General features: G+C 70.7%; 16 protein-coding genes. 5 read left to right on the top strand and 11 right to left on the bottom strand.

Annotation, left to right across the window (positions count from 1 at the left end; all coding sequences use genetic code 11):
• Positions 1-31 precede the first annotated feature (31 nt).
• Both SACCYDRAFT_RS06195 and SACCYDRAFT_RS06190 read left to right on the top strand, forming a co-directional pair.
• Positions 32-817, top strand: a complete 786-nt coding sequence (locus SACCYDRAFT_RS06195) for an NUDIX hydrolase (RefSeq protein WP_005454578.1) — start codon at positions 32-34, stop codon at positions 815-817.
• Between the two features lie 4 nt (positions 818-821).
• On the top strand, positions 822-1,556 hold the full coding sequence (locus SACCYDRAFT_RS06190) for an LON peptidase substrate-binding domain-containing protein (protein WP_005454576.1): 735 nt from the start codon (positions 822-824) through the stop codon (positions 1,554-1,556).
• A 4-nt stretch (positions 1,557-1,560) separates the two neighbouring features.
• Here the strand turns inward: SACCYDRAFT_RS06190 and SACCYDRAFT_RS06185 are convergent, their stop codons facing one another.
• From SACCYDRAFT_RS06185 to SACCYDRAFT_RS06165, 6 genes are all read right to left on the bottom strand, one after another.
• Positions 1,561-2,136, bottom strand: a complete 576-nt coding sequence (locus tag SACCYDRAFT_RS06185) for a DUF2567 domain-containing protein (RefSeq protein WP_005454574.1) — start codon at positions 2,134-2,136, stop codon at positions 1,561-1,563.
• A gap of 46 nt (positions 2,137-2,182) precedes the next feature.
• Positions 2,183-2,392 carry a biotin synthase auxiliary protein BsaP gene (bsaP, locus tag SACCYDRAFT_RS26770; RefSeq protein WP_005454573.1) on the bottom strand — a complete coding sequence of 70 codons (210 nt, stop codon included), beginning with the start codon at positions 2,390-2,392 and terminating at the stop codon, positions 2,183-2,185.
• Positions 2,393-2,402: 10 nt separating this feature from the next.
• Positions 2,403-3,419, bottom strand: a complete 1,017-nt coding sequence (bioB, locus tag SACCYDRAFT_RS06180; protein WP_005454572.1) for a biotin synthase BioB — start codon at positions 3,417-3,419, stop codon at positions 2,403-2,405.
• Between the two features lie 83 nt (positions 3,420-3,502).
• Entirely contained in the window at positions 3,503-4,228 is a 726-nt protein-coding gene (gene bioD, locus SACCYDRAFT_RS06175; RefSeq protein WP_043536212.1) for a dethiobiotin synthase, read from the bottom strand.
• A 35-nt stretch (positions 4,229-4,263) separates the two neighbouring features.
• Positions 4,264-6,522 carry a SulP family inorganic anion transporter gene (locus SACCYDRAFT_RS06170; RefSeq protein ID WP_005454570.1) on the bottom strand — a complete coding sequence of 753 codons (2,259 nt, stop codon included), beginning with the start codon at positions 6,520-6,522 and terminating at the stop codon, positions 4,264-4,266.
• Positions 6,523-6,827: 305 nt separating this feature from the next.
• Entirely contained in the window at positions 6,828-8,120 is a 1,293-nt protein-coding gene (locus SACCYDRAFT_RS06165; protein ID WP_005454569.1) for an adenosylmethionine--8-amino-7-oxononanoate transaminase, read from the bottom strand.
• 37 nt (positions 8,121-8,157) lie between these two features.
• On the opposite strand from SACCYDRAFT_RS06165, the gene SACCYDRAFT_RS06160 reads away from it, so the two are divergent.
• Positions 8,158-8,802 (top strand): nucleoside/nucleotide kinase family protein, encoded by a 645-nt coding sequence (locus tag SACCYDRAFT_RS06160; RefSeq protein ID WP_005454567.1) that lies wholly within the window; start codon positions 8,158-8,160, stop codon positions 8,800-8,802.
• A gap of 23 nt (positions 8,803-8,825) precedes the next feature.
• Here SACCYDRAFT_RS06160 and SACCYDRAFT_RS06155 read toward each other — a convergent pair whose 3' ends face one another.
• The 5 genes from SACCYDRAFT_RS06155 to SACCYDRAFT_RS06135 form a co-directional block, all read right to left on the bottom strand.
• Complete coding sequence (locus SACCYDRAFT_RS06155) at positions 8,826-10,013, bottom strand: glycosyltransferase family 4 protein (RefSeq protein WP_005454565.1); 1,188 nt, start codon at positions 10,011-10,013, stop codon at positions 8,826-8,828.
• 48 nt (positions 10,014-10,061) lie between these two features.
• Entirely contained in the window at positions 10,062-11,192 is a 1,131-nt protein-coding gene (locus SACCYDRAFT_RS06150) for a C40 family peptidase (protein WP_005454563.1), read from the bottom strand.
• 379 nt (positions 11,193-11,571) lie between these two features.
• Positions 11,572-11,805, bottom strand: coding sequence for a hypothetical protein (locus tag SACCYDRAFT_RS06145; protein WP_043536210.1), 234 nt, complete (start codon positions 11,803-11,805; stop codon positions 11,572-11,574).
• Between the two features lie 36 nt (positions 11,806-11,841).
• The gene (locus SACCYDRAFT_RS06140) at positions 11,842-13,080 is read right to left on the bottom strand and encodes a M15 family metallopeptidase (RefSeq protein ID WP_005454561.1); all 1,239 of its coding nucleotides are present in this window, start codon (positions 13,078-13,080) and stop codon (positions 11,842-11,844) included.
• A 75-nt stretch (positions 13,081-13,155) separates the two neighbouring features.
• Positions 13,156-14,580 (bottom strand): NYN domain-containing protein, encoded by a 1,425-nt coding sequence (locus SACCYDRAFT_RS06135; RefSeq protein WP_005454559.1) that lies wholly within the window; start codon positions 14,578-14,580, stop codon positions 13,156-13,158.
• 115 nt (positions 14,581-14,695) lie between these two features.
• On the opposite strand from SACCYDRAFT_RS06135, the gene SACCYDRAFT_RS06130 reads away from it, so the two are divergent.
• On the top strand, positions 14,696-16,414 hold the full coding sequence (locus SACCYDRAFT_RS06130) for a DEDD exonuclease domain-containing protein (RefSeq protein WP_005454557.1): 1,719 nt from the start codon (positions 14,696-14,698) through the stop codon (positions 16,412-16,414).
• Between the two features lie 84 nt (positions 16,415-16,498).
• Positions 16,499-16,783, top strand: a complete 285-nt coding sequence (locus SACCYDRAFT_RS06125) for an Lrp/AsnC family transcriptional regulator (RefSeq protein WP_005454555.1) — start codon at positions 16,499-16,501, stop codon at positions 16,781-16,783.
• The last annotated feature ends 96 nt before the right edge of the window (positions 16,784-16,879 follow it).

Below are 16,879 nucleotides of genomic sequence, written 5' to 3'. Positions count from 1 at the left end.
TCCGAGAGTTTTCGTCTTATAATCGAAAACCGTGCACTCTCATATTAACAGCAGCAACCCCCTGGCACACGAGGTTCTCGCCGCGGTTCTCCAGGTGCGATACGCCACACCGCCCGGCACGGGCACCGGTGGTGACGGACCCACCTCGCTTCGGGTACTGCTGTGGCGGCGTGCGCTCGACCCGCACATCGGCCGATGGTCGTTGCCGGGCGGAAGACTGCGCCCGGACGAGGACGCCGAGACCTCGATCCGTCGGCAACTCGCCGAGAAAGTCGACGTCAAGACGCTGTCCCACGTCGAACAGCTGGCTGTGTTCAGCGCGCCGGACCGCGTGCCGGGGCCGAGAGTCGTGGCCACGGCGTTCCTCGGACTCATCCCCTCGGACGTCGATCCGGTGGTGCCCGAGGACACCACGTGGCACGACGTCGAGGCCCTGCCCCGGACCGCGTTCGACCACTCCGACATCGTGCTGGCCGCGCGGGAACGGCTCCGCGCCAAACTCAGCTACACCAACCTGGGCTTCGCGCTCGCGCCACGGGAGTTCACGATCTCGGCGTTACGCGACCTCTACTCCGCCGCGCTCGGCTACGCGATCTCCGCCACCAACCTGCAGCGCGTCCTCTCACGGCGCGGCGTGCTGGTGCCGACCGGCCGCACGGCCCCGCCCGGCCGCGCAGGCGGACGCCCAGCCGCGCTGTACCGGTTCACACACCGCGACCTGCGTGTCACCGACGCGTTCGCGGTGTTCCGCCCTCCGGCCTCCACATCGGGACGCCGTCCGCGGACGCGCGGCGCGGCCGCCAAACCCGTAACGTGACAACGTGACTCACTCGGAAGGACGCGACAGCCAGCCGACCACCTGGACAACCCTGCCCCTCTTTCCGTTGCACACCGTGGCGTTGCCCGGCGTGCACCTCCCGTTGCACATCTTCGAACCGCGCTACCGGCAACTCACGATCGACCTCGTCACCGAGGTGGTGCCCGAGCGCCTGTTCGGCGTGGTGGCGATCCGCAATCCCACGATCACCGAGGTCGAGGAGCCTGCCCACGTCCACGCCACCGGGTGCGCGGTGCGACTTCGGGAAGCTCGTCGGTTGCCGGACGGGCGTTTCGACATCGTCGCCACCGGACACCGGCGGTTCCGGCTACTGAGCATCGACACCGGCGCCGCACCGTACCTGCACGCCACCGTGGAATGGGCCGACGACGAACCGCTGCCCGACGGCTCCGAGGGCGCCGAGGAGGCCACCGCCCGGCTCGCCGACGCGGGCAGAGCCGCGCACCGCCGGTACTGCTCGGTGGCATGGGAGTCCGACGGCTGGCAGCCACCGCCGCGCGACACCGAGCCCGCGTTGCTGGCCTACCGCCTCGCGTCCGACTGCATCCTCCCCCTCGCCGACCGGCAGGAGCTCCTGGAGGAACGGCACCCACTGCGGCGGCTCCGGCTGACCTGCCGGCTGCTGGCGAGGGAAGCCGCGTTCATATCGGAGTTGAGCGCCGTGCCACCGCCGCAGCACGAGGTGAACGAAACGCTGCTGCGTCCGAGCCTGAACTGACGGCTCAGCCCAGGCGCCTACCGAGGTCGTCCCGCGCGTTCCAGGCCGCGAGAGTGCCGTACGCGAACGCCGTCGTGAGCGGTTGTGCGAGCAACACCCAGCCCGATTCCAGCACGGGCGCGCGTTCCACGACCTGCCCGAGCCGGAGCGTGGAGGGCAGGGCGAACCGGGCCTCGGCGAAAGCCAGGCCCATGCGCATCGCGAGCCACGCGCCCAACAAAGAGCCGAGCACGGCGCCGACGAGCATGACCGGCCCGCGACGAGCCCGCAGCAACCACACCACCACGCCCACGAGCAGACCCGCCACCAGGCCGAGCAACAGGAAGATCGCCAGGTCGTCGAACCGGTGCCAGCTCTCCGCGGTCAGGGGCACCAGCTGGTGGTCGCGCGTGACCACCCGCATGCGCTGAGCCGGGGCCAACTGCGCCCAGATCCAGCCGAGCGGCAGCCCGACGAGGCTGATCAGTGACGCGGCGCTGAACGCGGGCAGCAGGTCCGCTCGCAGCACCACGCGAGGGACCCGGCCTGCCGACGGGGTGAGGATCGCGTGGCCCCGCTCGGCGTCCGCCTGCTCCGACAACTCCACACCCTCCCGCGCGACGACCTCGCTTTTCCCCGTCGGGAGCCTATCCGGTCGTCGCCGAACTCATGGAGGAGGTTTCACCGTGCCTGCTGCACCGCGCCGACCACCCGCTCGGCGTCACCTGCACCACCATGCGTCGCCCGCACTCGGAGCAGTAGCGCGGCGGTTCGAGGGCCGTGCGCGGGGTCCGGCACGCCTCGTGACCCGGTGCGGAGAGCAGCCCACCGCAGTGAACGCAGTACGTCGTGTTCACGCTCCCTCGCTCACAGGCTGTCGCTGAGCGCCTTGATCGGCATCTTCAGGTCGCTGAGCATGTCGAGGTCCTGCTGAGCGGGGCGACCGAGATTCGTCAGGTAGTTGCCGACGATGATCGCGTTGACGCCGCCGAGCATGCCCTGCTCGGCACCGAGGTCGCCCAGCGTGAGTTCGCGCCCGCCCGCGAAGCGCAGCATCGTGCGCGGCATGGCGAGCCGGAACGCCGCCACGACCCGCAGCGCGTCCTTGCCCTCCACGATGTCGAACCCCTCGTACGGGGTGCCCGGCTGCGGGATGAGGAAGTTCATCGGGACCTCGTGCGGGTCCAGTTCGGCCAGTTGGACCGCGAACTCCGCGCGCTGCTCCAGCGACTCGCCCATACCGATGATGCCGCCGCAGCAGACCTCCATGCCCGCGTCGCGCACCATTCGAAGGGTCTCCCAACGTTCCTCCCACGTGTGCGTGGTGACGACGTTGGGGAAGTGCGACCGGGCGGTCTCCAGGTTGTGGTTGTAACGGTGGACACCCATGTCGACGAGTTCGTCGACCTGTTCCTGCGTCAGCATGCCCAGCGAACACGCGATCTGGATGTCGTTGCCGGACTCACGGATCGCCCTGATGCCGTCGCGAACCTGCGACATGAGACGCGCGTCCGGGCCGCGGACGGCCGCCACGATGCAGAACTCGGTGGCCCCGGTGGCCGCGGTCTCCTCGGCCGCCTTCACCAGGCCGGGGATGTCCAGCCACGCCGCGCGGACCGGGGTCGGGAACCGGCCGGACTGCGAGCAGAAGTGACAGTCCTCGGGGCACCCGCCGGTCTTGACACTGACGATGCCCTCGACCTCCACCTCGGGGCCACACCAGCGCATCCGCACGTCGTGGGCGAGCGACAGCAGGTCGGGAATGTGCTCGTCTCCGAGGCGGAGCACGTCGAGCAGCTGCTCCTGCGACAGCCCGGTGCCCTCCTCCAGCACCTTCTGACGCGCGGTGGTGAGGATCTCCGCCCCCGTGGCTGCGGCCGTCACGGCATCTCCTTCGGCTTGCTGGATGTGGTCACGAGTCTGACGGACGGGGCCGAGATGGCACAGCGACGCACGTCACGTTGCCGTCATCTCCCCGCCGCGGCCACGGCACGGGTGAACCGGTCGGGGTCGAACGTGCCGCCCAACCACGGTGCCAGCCCACGGCGGGCCTCGTCGAGGAATTCCTGCCTGCTCGCCGACGCCAGTCCCTCCGGCAACGCGCCGAGCAGCGGCGCGGCAGCGGCCACCGGAAGATCGGCGGTGTTGGAACGGGCCGCGAGGTCCGGGTCGGACGGCCAGGCGCCGATCACGACGCCGAGCACGTCGAGCCCCCGGCGCGTGGCGACCTCCGCGGTCAACGCCGTGGCGTTGAGAGTGCCGAGGCCCGCCTCCGCGACGACGAGCACGGGAGCTCCGAGCGCCCACGCCGCGTCGGCGAGCGTTCCTCCCGACGCGTCGAAGCGGACGAGCAGACCTCCCGCGCCCTCCACAAGCACCAGCTCGTGGTCCTCGTGCAGCCGGGAAGCGGCAGCGGCCACGTCGGCGGGCGTCACCTCCGGCAGGCCGCTGCGGCGCGCGGCGGCCTCGGGTGACAACGGGTCGGGGTAGCGGCGCAGTTCGCACGTGGTCACGTCACCCGCGAGACGACGCACGTCGGCGAGATCGCCCGGCTCGCCTGCCACAACGCCCGTCTGCGCGGGTTTGAGCACAGCGACGCTACGGCCGTCGTCGGCCGCCAGCGCGGCCACGGCCGCCGTCACGACGGTCTTACCGACGCCGGTTCCGGTTCCGGATATCACCAGCACGGTCACGGCAGCGACACTAATACCGAAGCGCGCACCGGTTCTCACCCGGCCTTCACACCGGCGGGTTGGAACACACCCGTGTCGCCGTCGAGCAGGTAGACCTGGGCCGCTCCGACGTCGAAGTACATTCCGGTCAGCGTGAGCTCGCCCGCGCGTTCGGCCTCGGCCACCAGTGGATCGGACCGCAGGCGTTCGAGTTGCTCGAGCACGTTGTGCAGTGCGAGCACGTCGACCTGGGCCGGGGGCGGGCTGCCGCCCAACCGGACGGGAGCGGTCTCGCGGGAACGCCGCAGAGTGGACTCCCCGTGCCGCAACCACCGCCGCAGGGTGGGCAGCCCCGCACCGTCGCCGGTGAGGAGTGCGTGCATCGCACCGCACGAGGAGTGTCCACAGACCACGATCTCGCGGACCTTCAACACGGCGACGGCGTACTCGACGGCCGCGCCCACGGACGGGTCCACGTCGGTGTTCCGCCCCCCGTCCACCGGTACGAAGTTACCGATGTTGCGCACGGTGAAGAGGTCACCAGGCCCGCTCGTGGTGATCATGTTCGGCACGAGTCGCGCGTCGCTGCACGTGATGAACAACGTGTGGGGCGACTGTCCCGACGCCAACCGCATCAGCGTGTCCTTCACCAGCGGAGCGGTGCGCCACTGGAACTCCGAGGTTCCCCGGTGCAGCGGACGGTGCCGCTGCTCGGGGATGACCACGCCCTGCTCCTTCGCCATCCACTCCGACCACGGGGCGAGCCAGCGGGGCGGCACGCGTGTGGCCTCCTGCCTGCGCACGGTGGGTGAACTTGACCTGCCGTTGCCGTACCACGGGTGACCGATCTCGTCGATCACGACAGCGCCTCCCGCCCGCTCGTAGGCGTGCTGCCACTCGGACAGGCACTCGAAAGCGGCATGGTCGAGGTAGTCGACGACGAGTTCGAGCCGCACCGTACGCTCCGGCGGGATCGCACCGAGCACCGCCGACAGCCTCGGCACCGACAGGAACGTCAGCACTCCCTCGATGACGATGCGTCGCTGTTCGCCCTGGTCGACCACGTGGATGCCGGACCACATCGTGCGCCGCAGCATGAGTGCCAACGACAGCGCGACACCGACGAGCACACCGGTGAGCAGGTCGATCACCACGACGCCGAGCAGCGTGGCGAAGTACAGCGAGAGGTCGCCGTGACCGCGCACAGTGCGGATCGTGCGGACGTTCACCAGCTTCGCCCCGACGTAGGTCAGCAGACCCGCGAGCGCGGCGAGCGGAATGCTCTGGACGAGCCCGGCCAGCGCCACCGTGAACAACAACACCCAGACGCCGTGCAGCACCGCCGAGACGCGGGTGCGGGCTCCGGCCGCGACGTTGGTCGAGCTTCGCACGATCACCCCGGTGACCGGCAGACCGCCGAGAGCGCCGGAGGTGATGTTGGCCGCGCCCTGCCCGACCAGCTCCCGGTTGAGGTTCGCGCGGGGCCCGGTGTGCATGCGGTCGACGGCGACGGCCGACAGCAGGGTCTCGACACTGGCGATGAGCGCGATCGTGACCACCGCGAGCCCGAAGTCGAACCAGCCCACCGAGGGCAACTCGGGAAGGAAGCCGATGTCGAGCAGGTCGGTCGGCAGGTCGACCCGTTCCACCGACGCACCGGCGAGTACCGAACCGATGGTGACGAGCGTGATGGCCGCCAGCGGAGCGGGAATGCGCGGGAACGGACCGGGCAGGCGAGGCCACAGCAGCAGTACCGCGATCGTGACGAGCCCGACGACAGCGGCCGCGTCGTGATGTCCGACGAGCTGTCCCGGCAACTCGGCCAGGTTGTCCACCGCCGAGCTCTGCGGGGCGCCGCCGAGGACGACGTGGAGCTGGCCGAGCACGAGCGTGACGCCGATTCCCCCGAGCATGCCGTGCACGATGGCGGGCGCGATCGCCAGTGCGGCTCGCGCCACCCGACTCAGTCCGAACAGGATCTGGAGCGTTCCCGCGCACACCGTGATGGCGCACGTGACGGCCCAGCCGAACTCGGCGATGGTCTCGGCCATCACCACCGTGAGTCCCGCGGCGGGCCCGCTCACCTGGAGCCGCGAACCCCCGAGGGCGCCGGCCACGATCCCGCCGACGACGGCGGCGACGACACCGGCCACGATCGGCGCTCCCGATGCCAACGCGATGCCCAGGGACAGCGGCACGGCCACGAGGAAGACGACCAGCGAGGACGGAACGTCGTGCCGCAGCACGGTTTTCCACCCAGCTCTACTTCGGACCGTGGCGTCGACGCGGTCGGCGGCTGGTGGGGTGCCGGTCATGGTCGGTCTCCTGGTGTCGTCGGGTGGGCCGCGGGCACCAGGTAACAGCAGATTCGCCGAAATGTCCGCTATTGAAAAAGGCTTTCATGTTGAGGAGCGAATCCCTCTGTCACGAAGGGGGCGTACCACCACAACGCTCGCCGCAGCAGAGTGATGCAGCTCTCACCCGGTACGCGACCGCATTGACCGCTGTCGTATCCCTCCGTGTCGATCGCCACCCGACCACGCAGACGAGCGACTCGATCGAGTGCTTTCCTGTGACGGACTCCACTCCGCGTGCGAGCGGTACCGTTCACACCTTCCGGTCAGGACACCTCCGCGGCGGCCACCATCGCGTCGGTCACGAGTGCGAGATCCTCGTCCGACGTGATGTACGGCGGCATCGTGTAGATCAGGTCGCGGAACGGCCGCAGCCACACGCCCCGCGAGGTCAGCGCCTCGGTGGCCACCGCCATGTCGACGGCGTGGTCGAGCTGCACCACCCCGATGGCGCCGAGCACGCGGACGTCCACGACACCCGGCACGTCGGCCGCGGGGGCGAGCCCGTCCCGCAGCCTGCGTTCTACGCGCCGCACCTCGTGACGCCAGGCCCCGTCGGCCAGCAGGCCGATCGACGCGTTGGCGACGGCCGAGGCGAGCGGGTTGCCCATGAACGTCGGGCCGTGCGCCAGCACCGGGACCTCGCCCCGGGAGATCCCGTCGGCGACCCGCGTGGTGCACAGCGTCGCCGCCATCGTGAGGTAGCCGCCGGTCAGTGCCTTCCCCACACAGAGCACGTCGGGAGTGGCACCCGCGTGCTCCGCGGCGAACAACGCACCCGTGCGCCCGAACCCCGTGGCGATCTCGTCGAACACCAGCAGCACGTCGTGCGCCCTCGTGACCTCGCGAAGCACCCGCAGGTAGGCGGGATTGTGGAACCGCATACCGCCGGCGCCCTGCACGACCGGCTCCACCACCACGGCGGCGAGCTCGCCGGCGTGCTCCTCCACCGTCCGCACCAGGGTGTCCACGTAGGACTCGTCGACCGGGGCTTCGAAGCCCGGTGGTGGAGCGGGCACGAAGAGTTGCTCCGGCAGCACTCCACGCCACAGCGCGTGCATCCCGCCCTCCGGGTCGCACACGCTCATGGGGTGGAACGTGTCACCGTGGTACCCGCCACGCCAGGTGAGCATCCGGGTCTTGCCCGCCCGCCCGACCGAACGCCAGTACTGCAGGCACATCTTGAGCGCCACCTCGACCGACACCGAACCGGAGTCACACAGGAACACGTGCTCCAGCCCGTCGGGAGTGAGGTCCACGAGTGTGGTCGCGAGCCTGATCGCGGGTTCGTGCGTCAACCCGCCGAACATGACATGGCTCATCCTCCCGGCCTGCTCGGCCAGTGCCGCGTCGAGAACGGGGTGCCGGTAACCGTGGATCGCGGCCCACCACGACGACATCCCGTCGACCAGTTCCCTGCCGTCGGCCAGCCGCAACCGCACGCCCGACGCCTCCTCCACCAGCAGCGGCGGCACCGTCGCAGGCATCGGACCGTACGGGTGCCACACGTGGTGGGCGTCGAGGCGCAGCAGCTCGCGAGTCTCGGGATCGGGCGTCATGCGAGGCACTCTACGACGCACCGGATACCGTGGTGCCATGCCGACCAGCGCCCGTTACCGGCCCATCACGGTCGAGCGCCTGGTGGCCGAGCTCGCCGACCGCGTCGCCGCCGTCGCGGCGCGCAGACGCTGGAGCCGCGTGCTGGTCGACGGCGCCGACACCGCCACCGACACCGCGGCGCTGGCGGGCGCGCTCGTCGATCCGTTGCGCGTGCGCGGGCACGAGGTGCTGCGCGTGTCGGCCCACGACTTCCTGCGACCTGCCTCGCTGCGGTTCGAACGCGGCAGGCACGACCCCGACGTGCGCTACGAGGACTGGCTGGACGTCGCGGCCGTCCGGCGCGAGGTGCTCGGGCCGCTGGAGGAGTCGGGCACCGGCCAGGTGCTGCCCGCGCTGTGGGACACGACCCGCGACCGCGCCTTCCGGCTACCTCGCACCCGGCTGCCCGACGGCGGCGTGGTGGTGCTCGACGGTGAACTACTGCTCGGGCAGGGCCTTCCCGCCGAACTCACCGTGCACCTGTGGCTCTCCCCCGACGCGCTGCGACGGCGGCTGCCCGAGGACGCGAGTTGGGCACTGCCCGCCTACGCCCGCTACGACACCGAGGTCCGGCCCGCGGAAGTCGCGGACGTCGTGGTGCGGATGGACAACCCCCGGCACCCGGCGCTGCGGGAGGGCTGACGCCGTCGACCCGGTCGGCCCGCTCACCGCCCGCTGTGGTGCGGGCGCAACTCCGCCGCCCTGCCGAGGGAGCGGCGACCGGCCAGCAGGTCGGACAGCCGCTGGGCCAGGACGTCCCACCGCCAGTGCTCGCGGACCCACTGCCTGCCCGCCTCACCCATCCGGCGGGCGCGGACCGGGTCGGCGAGCAGCGCGGCGATCGTGTCGACGAGCTGGGCCTCCTCCCTGCCGTCGACGACATGCCCGGTGACCTCGTCCAGCACCGTCTCCGGCGCGCCACCGGAGTTGCCCGCGACGACCGGCAGTCCCGTCGCGGAGGCCTCCAGGTAGACGATCCCGAGGCCCTCCACGTCGAGCCCCTTGCCGCGGGTGCGTGCCGGCATGGCGAACACGTCACCGACCGCGTAGTGGGCGGGCAGCTCCTCCCACGGCACCGACCCCGTGAAGACCACGTGTTCGGCGACTCCACGGAGCTCGGCGAGCTCGGTGAGCTTCCTGCGGTAAGGACCACCGCCGACGAGTAGCAGCGCCGCACCGGGAACCCGGCGCCGCAGCTCGGGAAGGGTCTTCACCAGCATGTCCTGCCCCTTGCGGGGAACCAGCCGCGACACGCACACCACCGTGGGCCGGTCGGCCAGCCCGTAGCGTTTCCGCAGCTCGGCGCGCGCGGCGTCGTCGGGACGGAACACCTGGGAATCCACTCCGGACGGCAGATGCTCCAGACCTGCCAACGGGCCGAACGCCGACGCGAAGCGGCGGCGCGTGTAGTGGCTGACGAACGTGAGCACGTCGGTGGTGCTCCCGATGCGGCGCAACGCCTGACGCGCCACCGGCAACATCGACCACCCGACCTCGTGCCCGTGTGTGGAGGCGACGACGCGGTGCGCGCCCGCCCTGCGCAGCGGCTCGGAGAGCAAGGCCAGCGGGGCGGCGGCGCCGAACCAGACGGCCTCGCAGTGCCGGGAGCGCACGAGCTGCGCGGCCCGCCGCAACACGTCGGGTGTGGGGAGCATGAGCGAGGTGGGATGCCGTACCACCTCGAACGGCTGCTCGGCGTCGAAACGCGAGTGAGATCCCGACTCCCGTTCCCACGCCGGGGCGTAGACCACCAGCTCGTCCGAGGGCAGTCGGGTGGCCAACGCGTGCAGATACGACTGGATGCCCCCGGGCCGGGGCGGGAAGTCGTTCGTCACCAGCAACGTGCGAGGCATGGTGCGAGACTATCCCGCCCCGGTGGGGGCACTGGCGCGGTGCCGGTCTCAGGCGACCCGGCGGGCGCCGCTGTACTCGGCCTGCAGCGGCGCGACCTTGACCACGTCACCCGTGGTGGGCGCGTGGACCATCTGGCCGTTACCGATGTAGATGCCGACGTGGTACACGGGCGACCCGTAGAACACCAGGTCGCCGGGCTGCAACTGCGCCCTCGGGATCGGCGTCCCGAAGGTCGACTGCGAGCTGCTCGTGCGCGGGATGCTGATGCCGGCCTGGGCGTAGGCCCACTGGGTCAGCCCCGAGCAGTCGTAGCTGTTCGGGCCCGTGGCGCCCCACGCGTACGGCTTACCGCGCTGGCTCAACGCGGCGTTGACCGCGATCTGGGCCTTGGGCCCCGGAGCCTGGACGTTGCCGGGGTCGGGCCCGATGTCCTGCTGCTGCGCCTTGTCGGCATCGCTGAGCAGGCCGTACTGGGCCGCCAGCTCGTCCTTCTGATCCTCCAGCTTCTGCTTGCGGTCCTTCAGGTCCGCGGCGATCTCGGCGGCCTTGTCCTTGGCCTCCTTGGCCTTCTGCTGGGCCGTGGCCGCCTCGTTACGGCTGTCCTCCGCCCTGTCGACGGCGCTCCGGAGCGCGCTCAGCGCCCGGTTCTTGTCCGTCGCGAGAAGGTCGATCGCCGAGGAACGGTCGAGGAAGTCCTGCGGGGAGTCCACCGTGAGCAGTGCGGACAGCTTGCTCAGCTGCGCACCGCTCGTGAAGGACGCGCCCGCGAACCTGTCGACCTCCTTCCGGAAGACCTCCTCGTCCTCGCGCGCCCCCGCCTCGGCCTTCTTGGCCTTGTTCAGGACCTTGGTGAGCTTGTCGAGCTCCTTCTCCTTGGCCTCGAGGTCCTCCTGGGCGGAGAGGTACTCCTCGTTGAGCTTCTGTGCCTTGTCGGCGAGCTCCCGGTACTTCTCCAGTGCCTCGGAGGTGCTCTGAGGCTGCTGCGGGGCGGGGACCGCTGGTGTCGCCGTCGCCGGCGCCTGGGTGAAGGTGACGACCGCGATCACGGCGCACGCCGCCAGTGCTCCCGACACCACACGTCTCACGGGATGCGACTGCACGTCGCGTGTGTCTCCTTTGCTCTCTGGCCGCCCGCCGGCTAGCCGCGGCAACGTGGACATCCGCAGGCCGAAGAACATCACAGTGCTGGTTTTCCGACAGGCGGTGGCGACATTGTCGCGTCGTGTCCGGCGCAGCTCCCCGACAAGCTGTCTCGGCGGCGATCCCGCGTCGCCGACCCCTGTGGAACGGCTGCCTGGCGCGAGATCTCGGCCAGATTACGAAGAGGGTTCGGCGAAGTCCACCAACCCAGCGGAGGGAATCGGTGACCGTCCGTGTGGCAGCGCCAGGACCTGCGATTTGTGTCGAGATGTGATCAGAACAACACGAAGACACTCTCAAGGTTGAGACCGTTCACCTGATCGGATGGACCGCTCACCGAAAAGGCTTGGCGTAGAGTGATCAACCGAGGTCACTAAAGAGCACTCGGCGCGGCCGGAAATCCGGCCCCCAAGCGGATCACGCCGCCACGTGGCGCAACGGCGGCACCATTCCCGCGTCGGCGAGAAGCGAAATGGCTCGTAGTTCCTCCGAACTCCACCGCAACGGACGCGGCGCATCGACCACCACACTGACCACGCAGTTCACGCAATCGCGATCCCGAAACAGGCACTGGTCGCAGTCGACGGTCACCGCAGCCGAATCCTGCTCGGTTTCGCCGACGGCGTCGTGGGCTCGCTCGACCTCGTTCATACGAAAAACCGTACGAACAGCCCTGACAATTTCCGCTCAGCGGCCCACGTACTCCCAGTGCCACGGTTCCTCACGCGGACTTCCCTCGTGGGCCCAGGAGGGAAGTACCCAACCGAAGTCGGGGGCGTGAGCGCGCATCCAGAGATGTTCGTCGGTGTCGAACGTTTCCACACCGCCGCAGAGGTCCACCGCGAGGCCCCAGCCGTGGGTACTCGTTCCCGGTGTCGCCGACAACTCCGGTTTGCGCTGGCGCAACTCCAGTTGCATCTCCAGGGTCCGGTAGGAATCCGTCAGACACAACGACTCACCGAGTGCCTCTTCGTAAGCCACGGAAAGCGCCGCCAAATCGTGGGCGGCATCGCAGCGCAACGCGTGTGGCTCCTCGTCGAGCCCGCACAACACCCCGCTGGGAATGAGCCCGTTCGGATAACCGGCCCAGCCGCGCCGGGCAGGACCGCCCGCGCCTGCGCCACCGGAGGGTTGGATACCACCGCAGCGCCACGACGGCGAGTCCTCGCCTTCGGGCACCGGCCGCGCCGGACGGGTTCCGAGACTCGGGCGCACCACCCCGAGCACCGCGTCCCGGCCGGGCAGAGCGGCCACCACCACGGCCGCCGACCGCGCGTCCGCCACCACCATCGCGTCGGCGCCCACGACGATGCCGATCGACTGGACGCCGTACCGCCGCGGACCGACGACGACGAGGTCGCCCGGGCTCGCGTCCTCGAAAGCGACCTCCCGTCCGGTGGCCCACTGCGCCGCCACCGACTCCGGGACATCGAAGCCCGCACGCCGGTACAGCGCGTGGACGAGTCCGTCACACGAGAACGCGTCAGGCCCGTCACCGTCGGCCGCGTACGGTGACCCCACGGCGTCGAGAGCGCCCGACACCACGACGGACACCTCACGCGGCACCACGAGCGCACCCGGCTCCGGGGCCCACGCCACCCCGCGCTGGACGGTCCCGTCGGCGCCCCGCACCGGTCTCAGGCCGGGAGGCAGCCGGCCCGCGTCGAGCAACGCCCGCGCCGGTGGAAGCCGGACCCCTGCGCGTTCGAGCACCCGAAGATGCTCGCGCCATGCCTGCACCGTGCCCGCGCCGTCTTCGACGTCCTCGGCGTCCTCGACGTCCTCGGCGTCCTCGGCGTCCTCGTCGAAGCGGGACTCCACCACGCCGTCGGCACCATCACCCGCACCGCGCGTTCCTTCCGAGGGCGGCACCGACCACAGCGACAACACGACGAGCAAGGACAGTGACACCGCGAGTGCGCGCATTCCGCCTCCGCCACCGTGAACACGACCGTGACGACGGGGAATACCACTGCGACGCGTGTTGGAACGTGAGAACGGTCAGACACGCCCGAGCCGCGTCAGCAGCACGGCGGCGGGGACGGCGTGCGCACCCGAGTCGCACACCGAGGTCACCACGGCCTGGTCCGAGGTGGCGACCACCAGGGGACGGCCCTGGGGCTCCGATCGCACCAGTGTCCGGATCACGTCGTCGGCCAGCACTCCCGGATCGGAGAACAGCACCCGCACGTTCCTCGGTCCCGTGATGGGGATGGACGTGACGTCGGCGCCGTCGAACACAACGGTGATCTCGGCCTGTGTGCGCGACGCGAGCGCACCGAGCTGGCGCACGAGCCGCTGCCTCTGCTCGGCAAGGGAAAGCTCCGGGTATCCGGTCTTGGTGATGTTGTAACCGTCCACGATCACATGCACCCCCGGCAGCGCCAGGAGTGTGTCCAGGACCCTCGGCTCCGACACCCGGCCACCGCGCCTGCCGGTGTTCGCACCCCGCACCACGTCGGCGGGTCGTCTCGGGCTGCTGCCGACAGAGAGCTCCCGCCGCAGGCCGTCCACCGCGCCGCTGAGCGTGTCCAACAGCATGGACAGCCGCACCTCGTCGGCGTCTCGTGCCTCCCGGGCGGACTGGCGGGCGGCGTCGGCCTCGGCCATCGCCCGCTCCGCCCTCGCGCGCTCGGCCGCGGCCTTCTGCTGTTCCCGCTCCAGCCGCGCGGACAGCGCCTCGGTCTCGGCGTGCCGCTCAGCCTCCACGCGCTCCCGCTCGGCGACGGCCTCGGCCGCGGCATCCTTGGCCTTCCGCACCACGACACCCTGTTCGCGCAGTCGCCCACGGAGCTTGGCCAGCTCGTCCTCGCGCTCGGCCCTGGCCTGCTCGACGGCCGCCTGGGCCTCCTGCAGTTCGGCGCGCAGCCTGCCGACCTCCGCCTCGAGTTTGCGCACCCGGGCCACAGCAGCGTCGCGTTCGGCACGCAGCGTGGACTCCTCGGTGTTGCGCGCCACCAACCGCACGCGAGAGGAGGCGCTCGACTCGCCGAGGAGCACGGCGGCGGCGGCCGCGGCGACGGAGTCGTCGTCGTTGGGGTTCAGGGCGTCGACTCGGTGTTCGCGCAGCCACTCCAGCACCGCGGTCCGAAACCGCGTCGAGTCCCGGAGCGCGGCCAGCAGTGCCGGTCCGCCGAGCTTCGCGCGCTTGGCAGGCGCGAAGCGCGCCACGGGCCGAAGCTGACGCGGTACGTCGTCGTTGGGCAACCGGCCCAGGGCAGCGGCGGCGAGGTCGGCGACCCGATCCCGGATCGGCTCGGGAAGCCCGAGCCAGTCGACGGGTTCGGCTGGTTCCGTCAGGGTTCCGCTCTCCTCCACCTGAGTGGGCCGGACAGCGGCCGCACCGCCCTCGCCGGACTCCCCGGCGGGCAGCGTCCCCGAGGGCGTTTCCTCGGGGTGCTCAGGGTACGCGGACGACGACAACATCGGTCCAGCTTAGGTTCTTCGCGATCGGATCGCGCCCCCAATCCGGGCGCGGGTTCGATCACACACGCGCGACCCGCGCGAAGACTGTCGGTGTGGCTGCCTAGTGTGTCCGCTCATGCAGCTTGCGTTCGACGAGCTGGGCACTCCCCTGCGCGACGTCACCTTCGTGGTCGTGGACCTGGAGACGACGGGTGGCGCCCCGGACGGAGGCAACATCACCGAGATCGGCGCGGTGAAGGTCCGGGGCGGTGAGGTGCTCGGCGAGTTCGCGACGCTGGTCGATCCGGGTGTGCCCATTCCGCCGCAGATCGTGGAGCTCACCGGCATCACCACCGCGATGGTGCGCTCGGCCCCCGGGATCGAACAGGTTCTGCCCGCGTTCCTCGAGTTCGCCGCTGGCGCGGTGCTGGTGGCCCACAACGCCGGATTCGACACCTCGTTCCTCAGGGCCGCTTGCGCGGAACACGGCTTCACCTGGCCCAAACCCACCGTGGTGTGCACGCTCAAGCTCGCCCGCCGCGTGCTCCGGCAGGAGCCCAGGGGAAGGCTCAGCTACCGGCTGTCCTCACTGGCCGCCCTGTTCGGTTCCGGCACCACACCGAACCACCGCGCGCTCGACGACGCGAAGGCCACCGTCGACGTCCTGCACGGGCTGTTGGAACGCCTGGGCCCGCTCGGTGTCCAGTCGCTCGAAGAGCTGCTCGACTACCTGCCCGACGTGACCCCCGCGCAGCGTCGCAAACGCGACCTCGCCAGGGACCTCCCCGAACGCCCCGGCGTCTACCTGTTCCGGGGGCCGTCGGACGAGGTGCTCTACGTCGGCACGGCGAGCAACCTCCGACGCCGGGTGCGGCAGTACTTCACGTCGTCCGACAGTCGTGGCCGCATCAGGGAGATGGTGGCACTGGCCGAGCGGGTCGACACCGTGGAGTGTGCCCACTCGCTCGAGGCGGCGGTGCGCGAACTACGGCTGCTGGCGGCTCACCGTCCCGCCTACAACCGCCGTTCCCGGAACCCGGGGAAGGTGTGGTGGGTCGTGCTCACCGACGAACCGTTCCCGCGCCTTTCCGTGGTCCGGCGGCCCCGTGACGGGGCGCTCGGACCGTTCACCTCCCGCACCCGCGCGAAGGCCACGGCCGACACGCTCGCCGGCATCGCCATGCTGCGCACGTGCACGGCACGCATTCCCGCCTCAGGCGCCTCCGGAAGCCCGTGTGTACTCGCGGAACTGGGTAGCTGCGGTGCTCCCTGCGCGGGCGCTCAGACGGTGGAGGAGTACCGGCCGTCGGTACGGCTCGTGTCCGGCCTCGTGGAGGGCACCGACGCCACGTTGCTGAGTCGGGGCGCCGACCAGCTCACCGAACTCGCCACCGCCCGTCACTTCGAGCGTGCGGCTCGCCGCCGCGACGAACTCGCCGCGCTGCTGCGCGCGGTCGGCAAACGGCACCGGCTCACAGCACTGGCGTCCGTCGCCGAACTCGTCGCGGCGTCCCCCGACGGTTCGGGTGGCTGGGAGCTCGCGGTCGTGCGCCACGGCAGACTCGCCTCCGCCGGTGTCGCCCGCCGCGGCGTGCCACCGCTGCCGGTGGTCGACGCCCTCGTCGCGTCGGCCGAGACCGTGCTACCCGATCCCGGCCCGTTGCGCGGCGCCAACCCCGAGGAGACCGCGCTGCTGTGGCGGTGGCTCACCCGGCCCGGCGTGCGCCTCGTTCGAACGTCCGCGCCCTGGGCCGAGCCGCTACACGGAGCGGGCCGATGGCGGTCGTGGCTCGACGCGGCGGATACGGCGGCGACGCTGGAAGCGGCCGGCAAGGCCGCAGGAGCCGCAGGATGAGGACCGTTCCTCCGACCCCGTACGCTCGCAGGCGACGGACTCGGTCCGATCACCCAATTCGCCAGAGACCACAAGGAGGCCCTGTTGGTTACCGCGATCGTGCTCATCCATGCCGCGACGGACAGCATCCCGGAGACCGCGCAGGCGATCGCGGACATCGACGGCGTGTCCGAGGTCTACTCGTGCGCCGGGGACGTCGACCTGGTCGCAGTACTGCGGGTGTCCAGCCACGAACGGCTCGCCGAGGTCATCCCAGGCCGCATCGGCAAAGTGCCGGGTGTCCTCGACACCGTCACTCACATCGCGTTCCGGTCGTACTCCAGCGCCGACACGGAGTCGGCGTTCGACATCGGCATCGACGACGACTGAGGCGGCTGACGACTGAGACGGCCGAGGCACCGCGCCCACGAGAACCGAAAGGCCACCATCACCACGTCTCGATCGTGGTGATGGTGGCCTTGTCGT

Source organism: Saccharomonospora cyanea NA-134 (assembly GCF_000244975.1).
Lineage (GTDB): Bacteria > Actinomycetota > Actinomycetes > Mycobacteriales > Pseudonocardiaceae > Saccharomonospora > Saccharomonospora cyanea.
Note: the sequence above shows the minus strand (reverse complement) of the source record. Positions and strands in the feature narration are given on the sequence as shown.

Excerpts from the sequence above, each read along its gene's own strand:
- SACCYDRAFT_RS06130 (WP_005454557.1), top strand. The coding sequence starts at position 14,696 with ATGCAGCTTGCGTTCGACGAGCTGGGCACTCCCCTGCGCGACGTCACC.
- SACCYDRAFT_RS06150 (WP_005454563.1), bottom strand. The coding sequence starts at position 11,192 with ATGTTCTTCGGCCTGCGGATGTCCACGTTGCCGCGGCTAGCCGGCGGG.
- SACCYDRAFT_RS06170 (WP_005454570.1), bottom strand. The coding sequence starts at position 6,522 with ATGACCGGCACCCCACCAGCCGCCGACCGCGTCGACGCCACGGTCCGA.
- SACCYDRAFT_RS06145 (WP_043536210.1), bottom strand. The coding sequence starts at position 11,805 with ATGAACGAGGTCGAGCGAGCCCACGACGCCGTCGGCGAAACCGAGCAG.
- SACCYDRAFT_RS06160 (WP_005454567.1), top strand. The coding sequence starts at position 8,158 with ATGCCGACCAGCGCCCGTTACCGGCCCATCACGGTCGAGCGCCTGGTG.
- SACCYDRAFT_RS06165 (WP_005454569.1), bottom strand. The coding sequence starts at position 8,120 with ATGACGCCCGATCCCGAGACTCGCGAGCTGCTGCGCCTCGACGCCCAC.
- SACCYDRAFT_RS06135 (WP_005454559.1), bottom strand. The coding sequence starts at position 14,580 with ATGTTGTCGTCGTCCGCGTACCCTGAGCACCCCGAGGAAACGCCCTCG.
- SACCYDRAFT_RS06140 (WP_005454561.1), bottom strand. The coding sequence starts at position 13,080 with ATGCGCGCACTCGCGGTGTCACTGTCCTTGCTCGTCGTGTTGTCGCTG.
- SACCYDRAFT_RS06155 (WP_005454565.1), bottom strand. The coding sequence starts at position 10,013 with ATGCCTCGCACGTTGCTGGTGACGAACGACTTCCCGCCCCGGCCCGGG.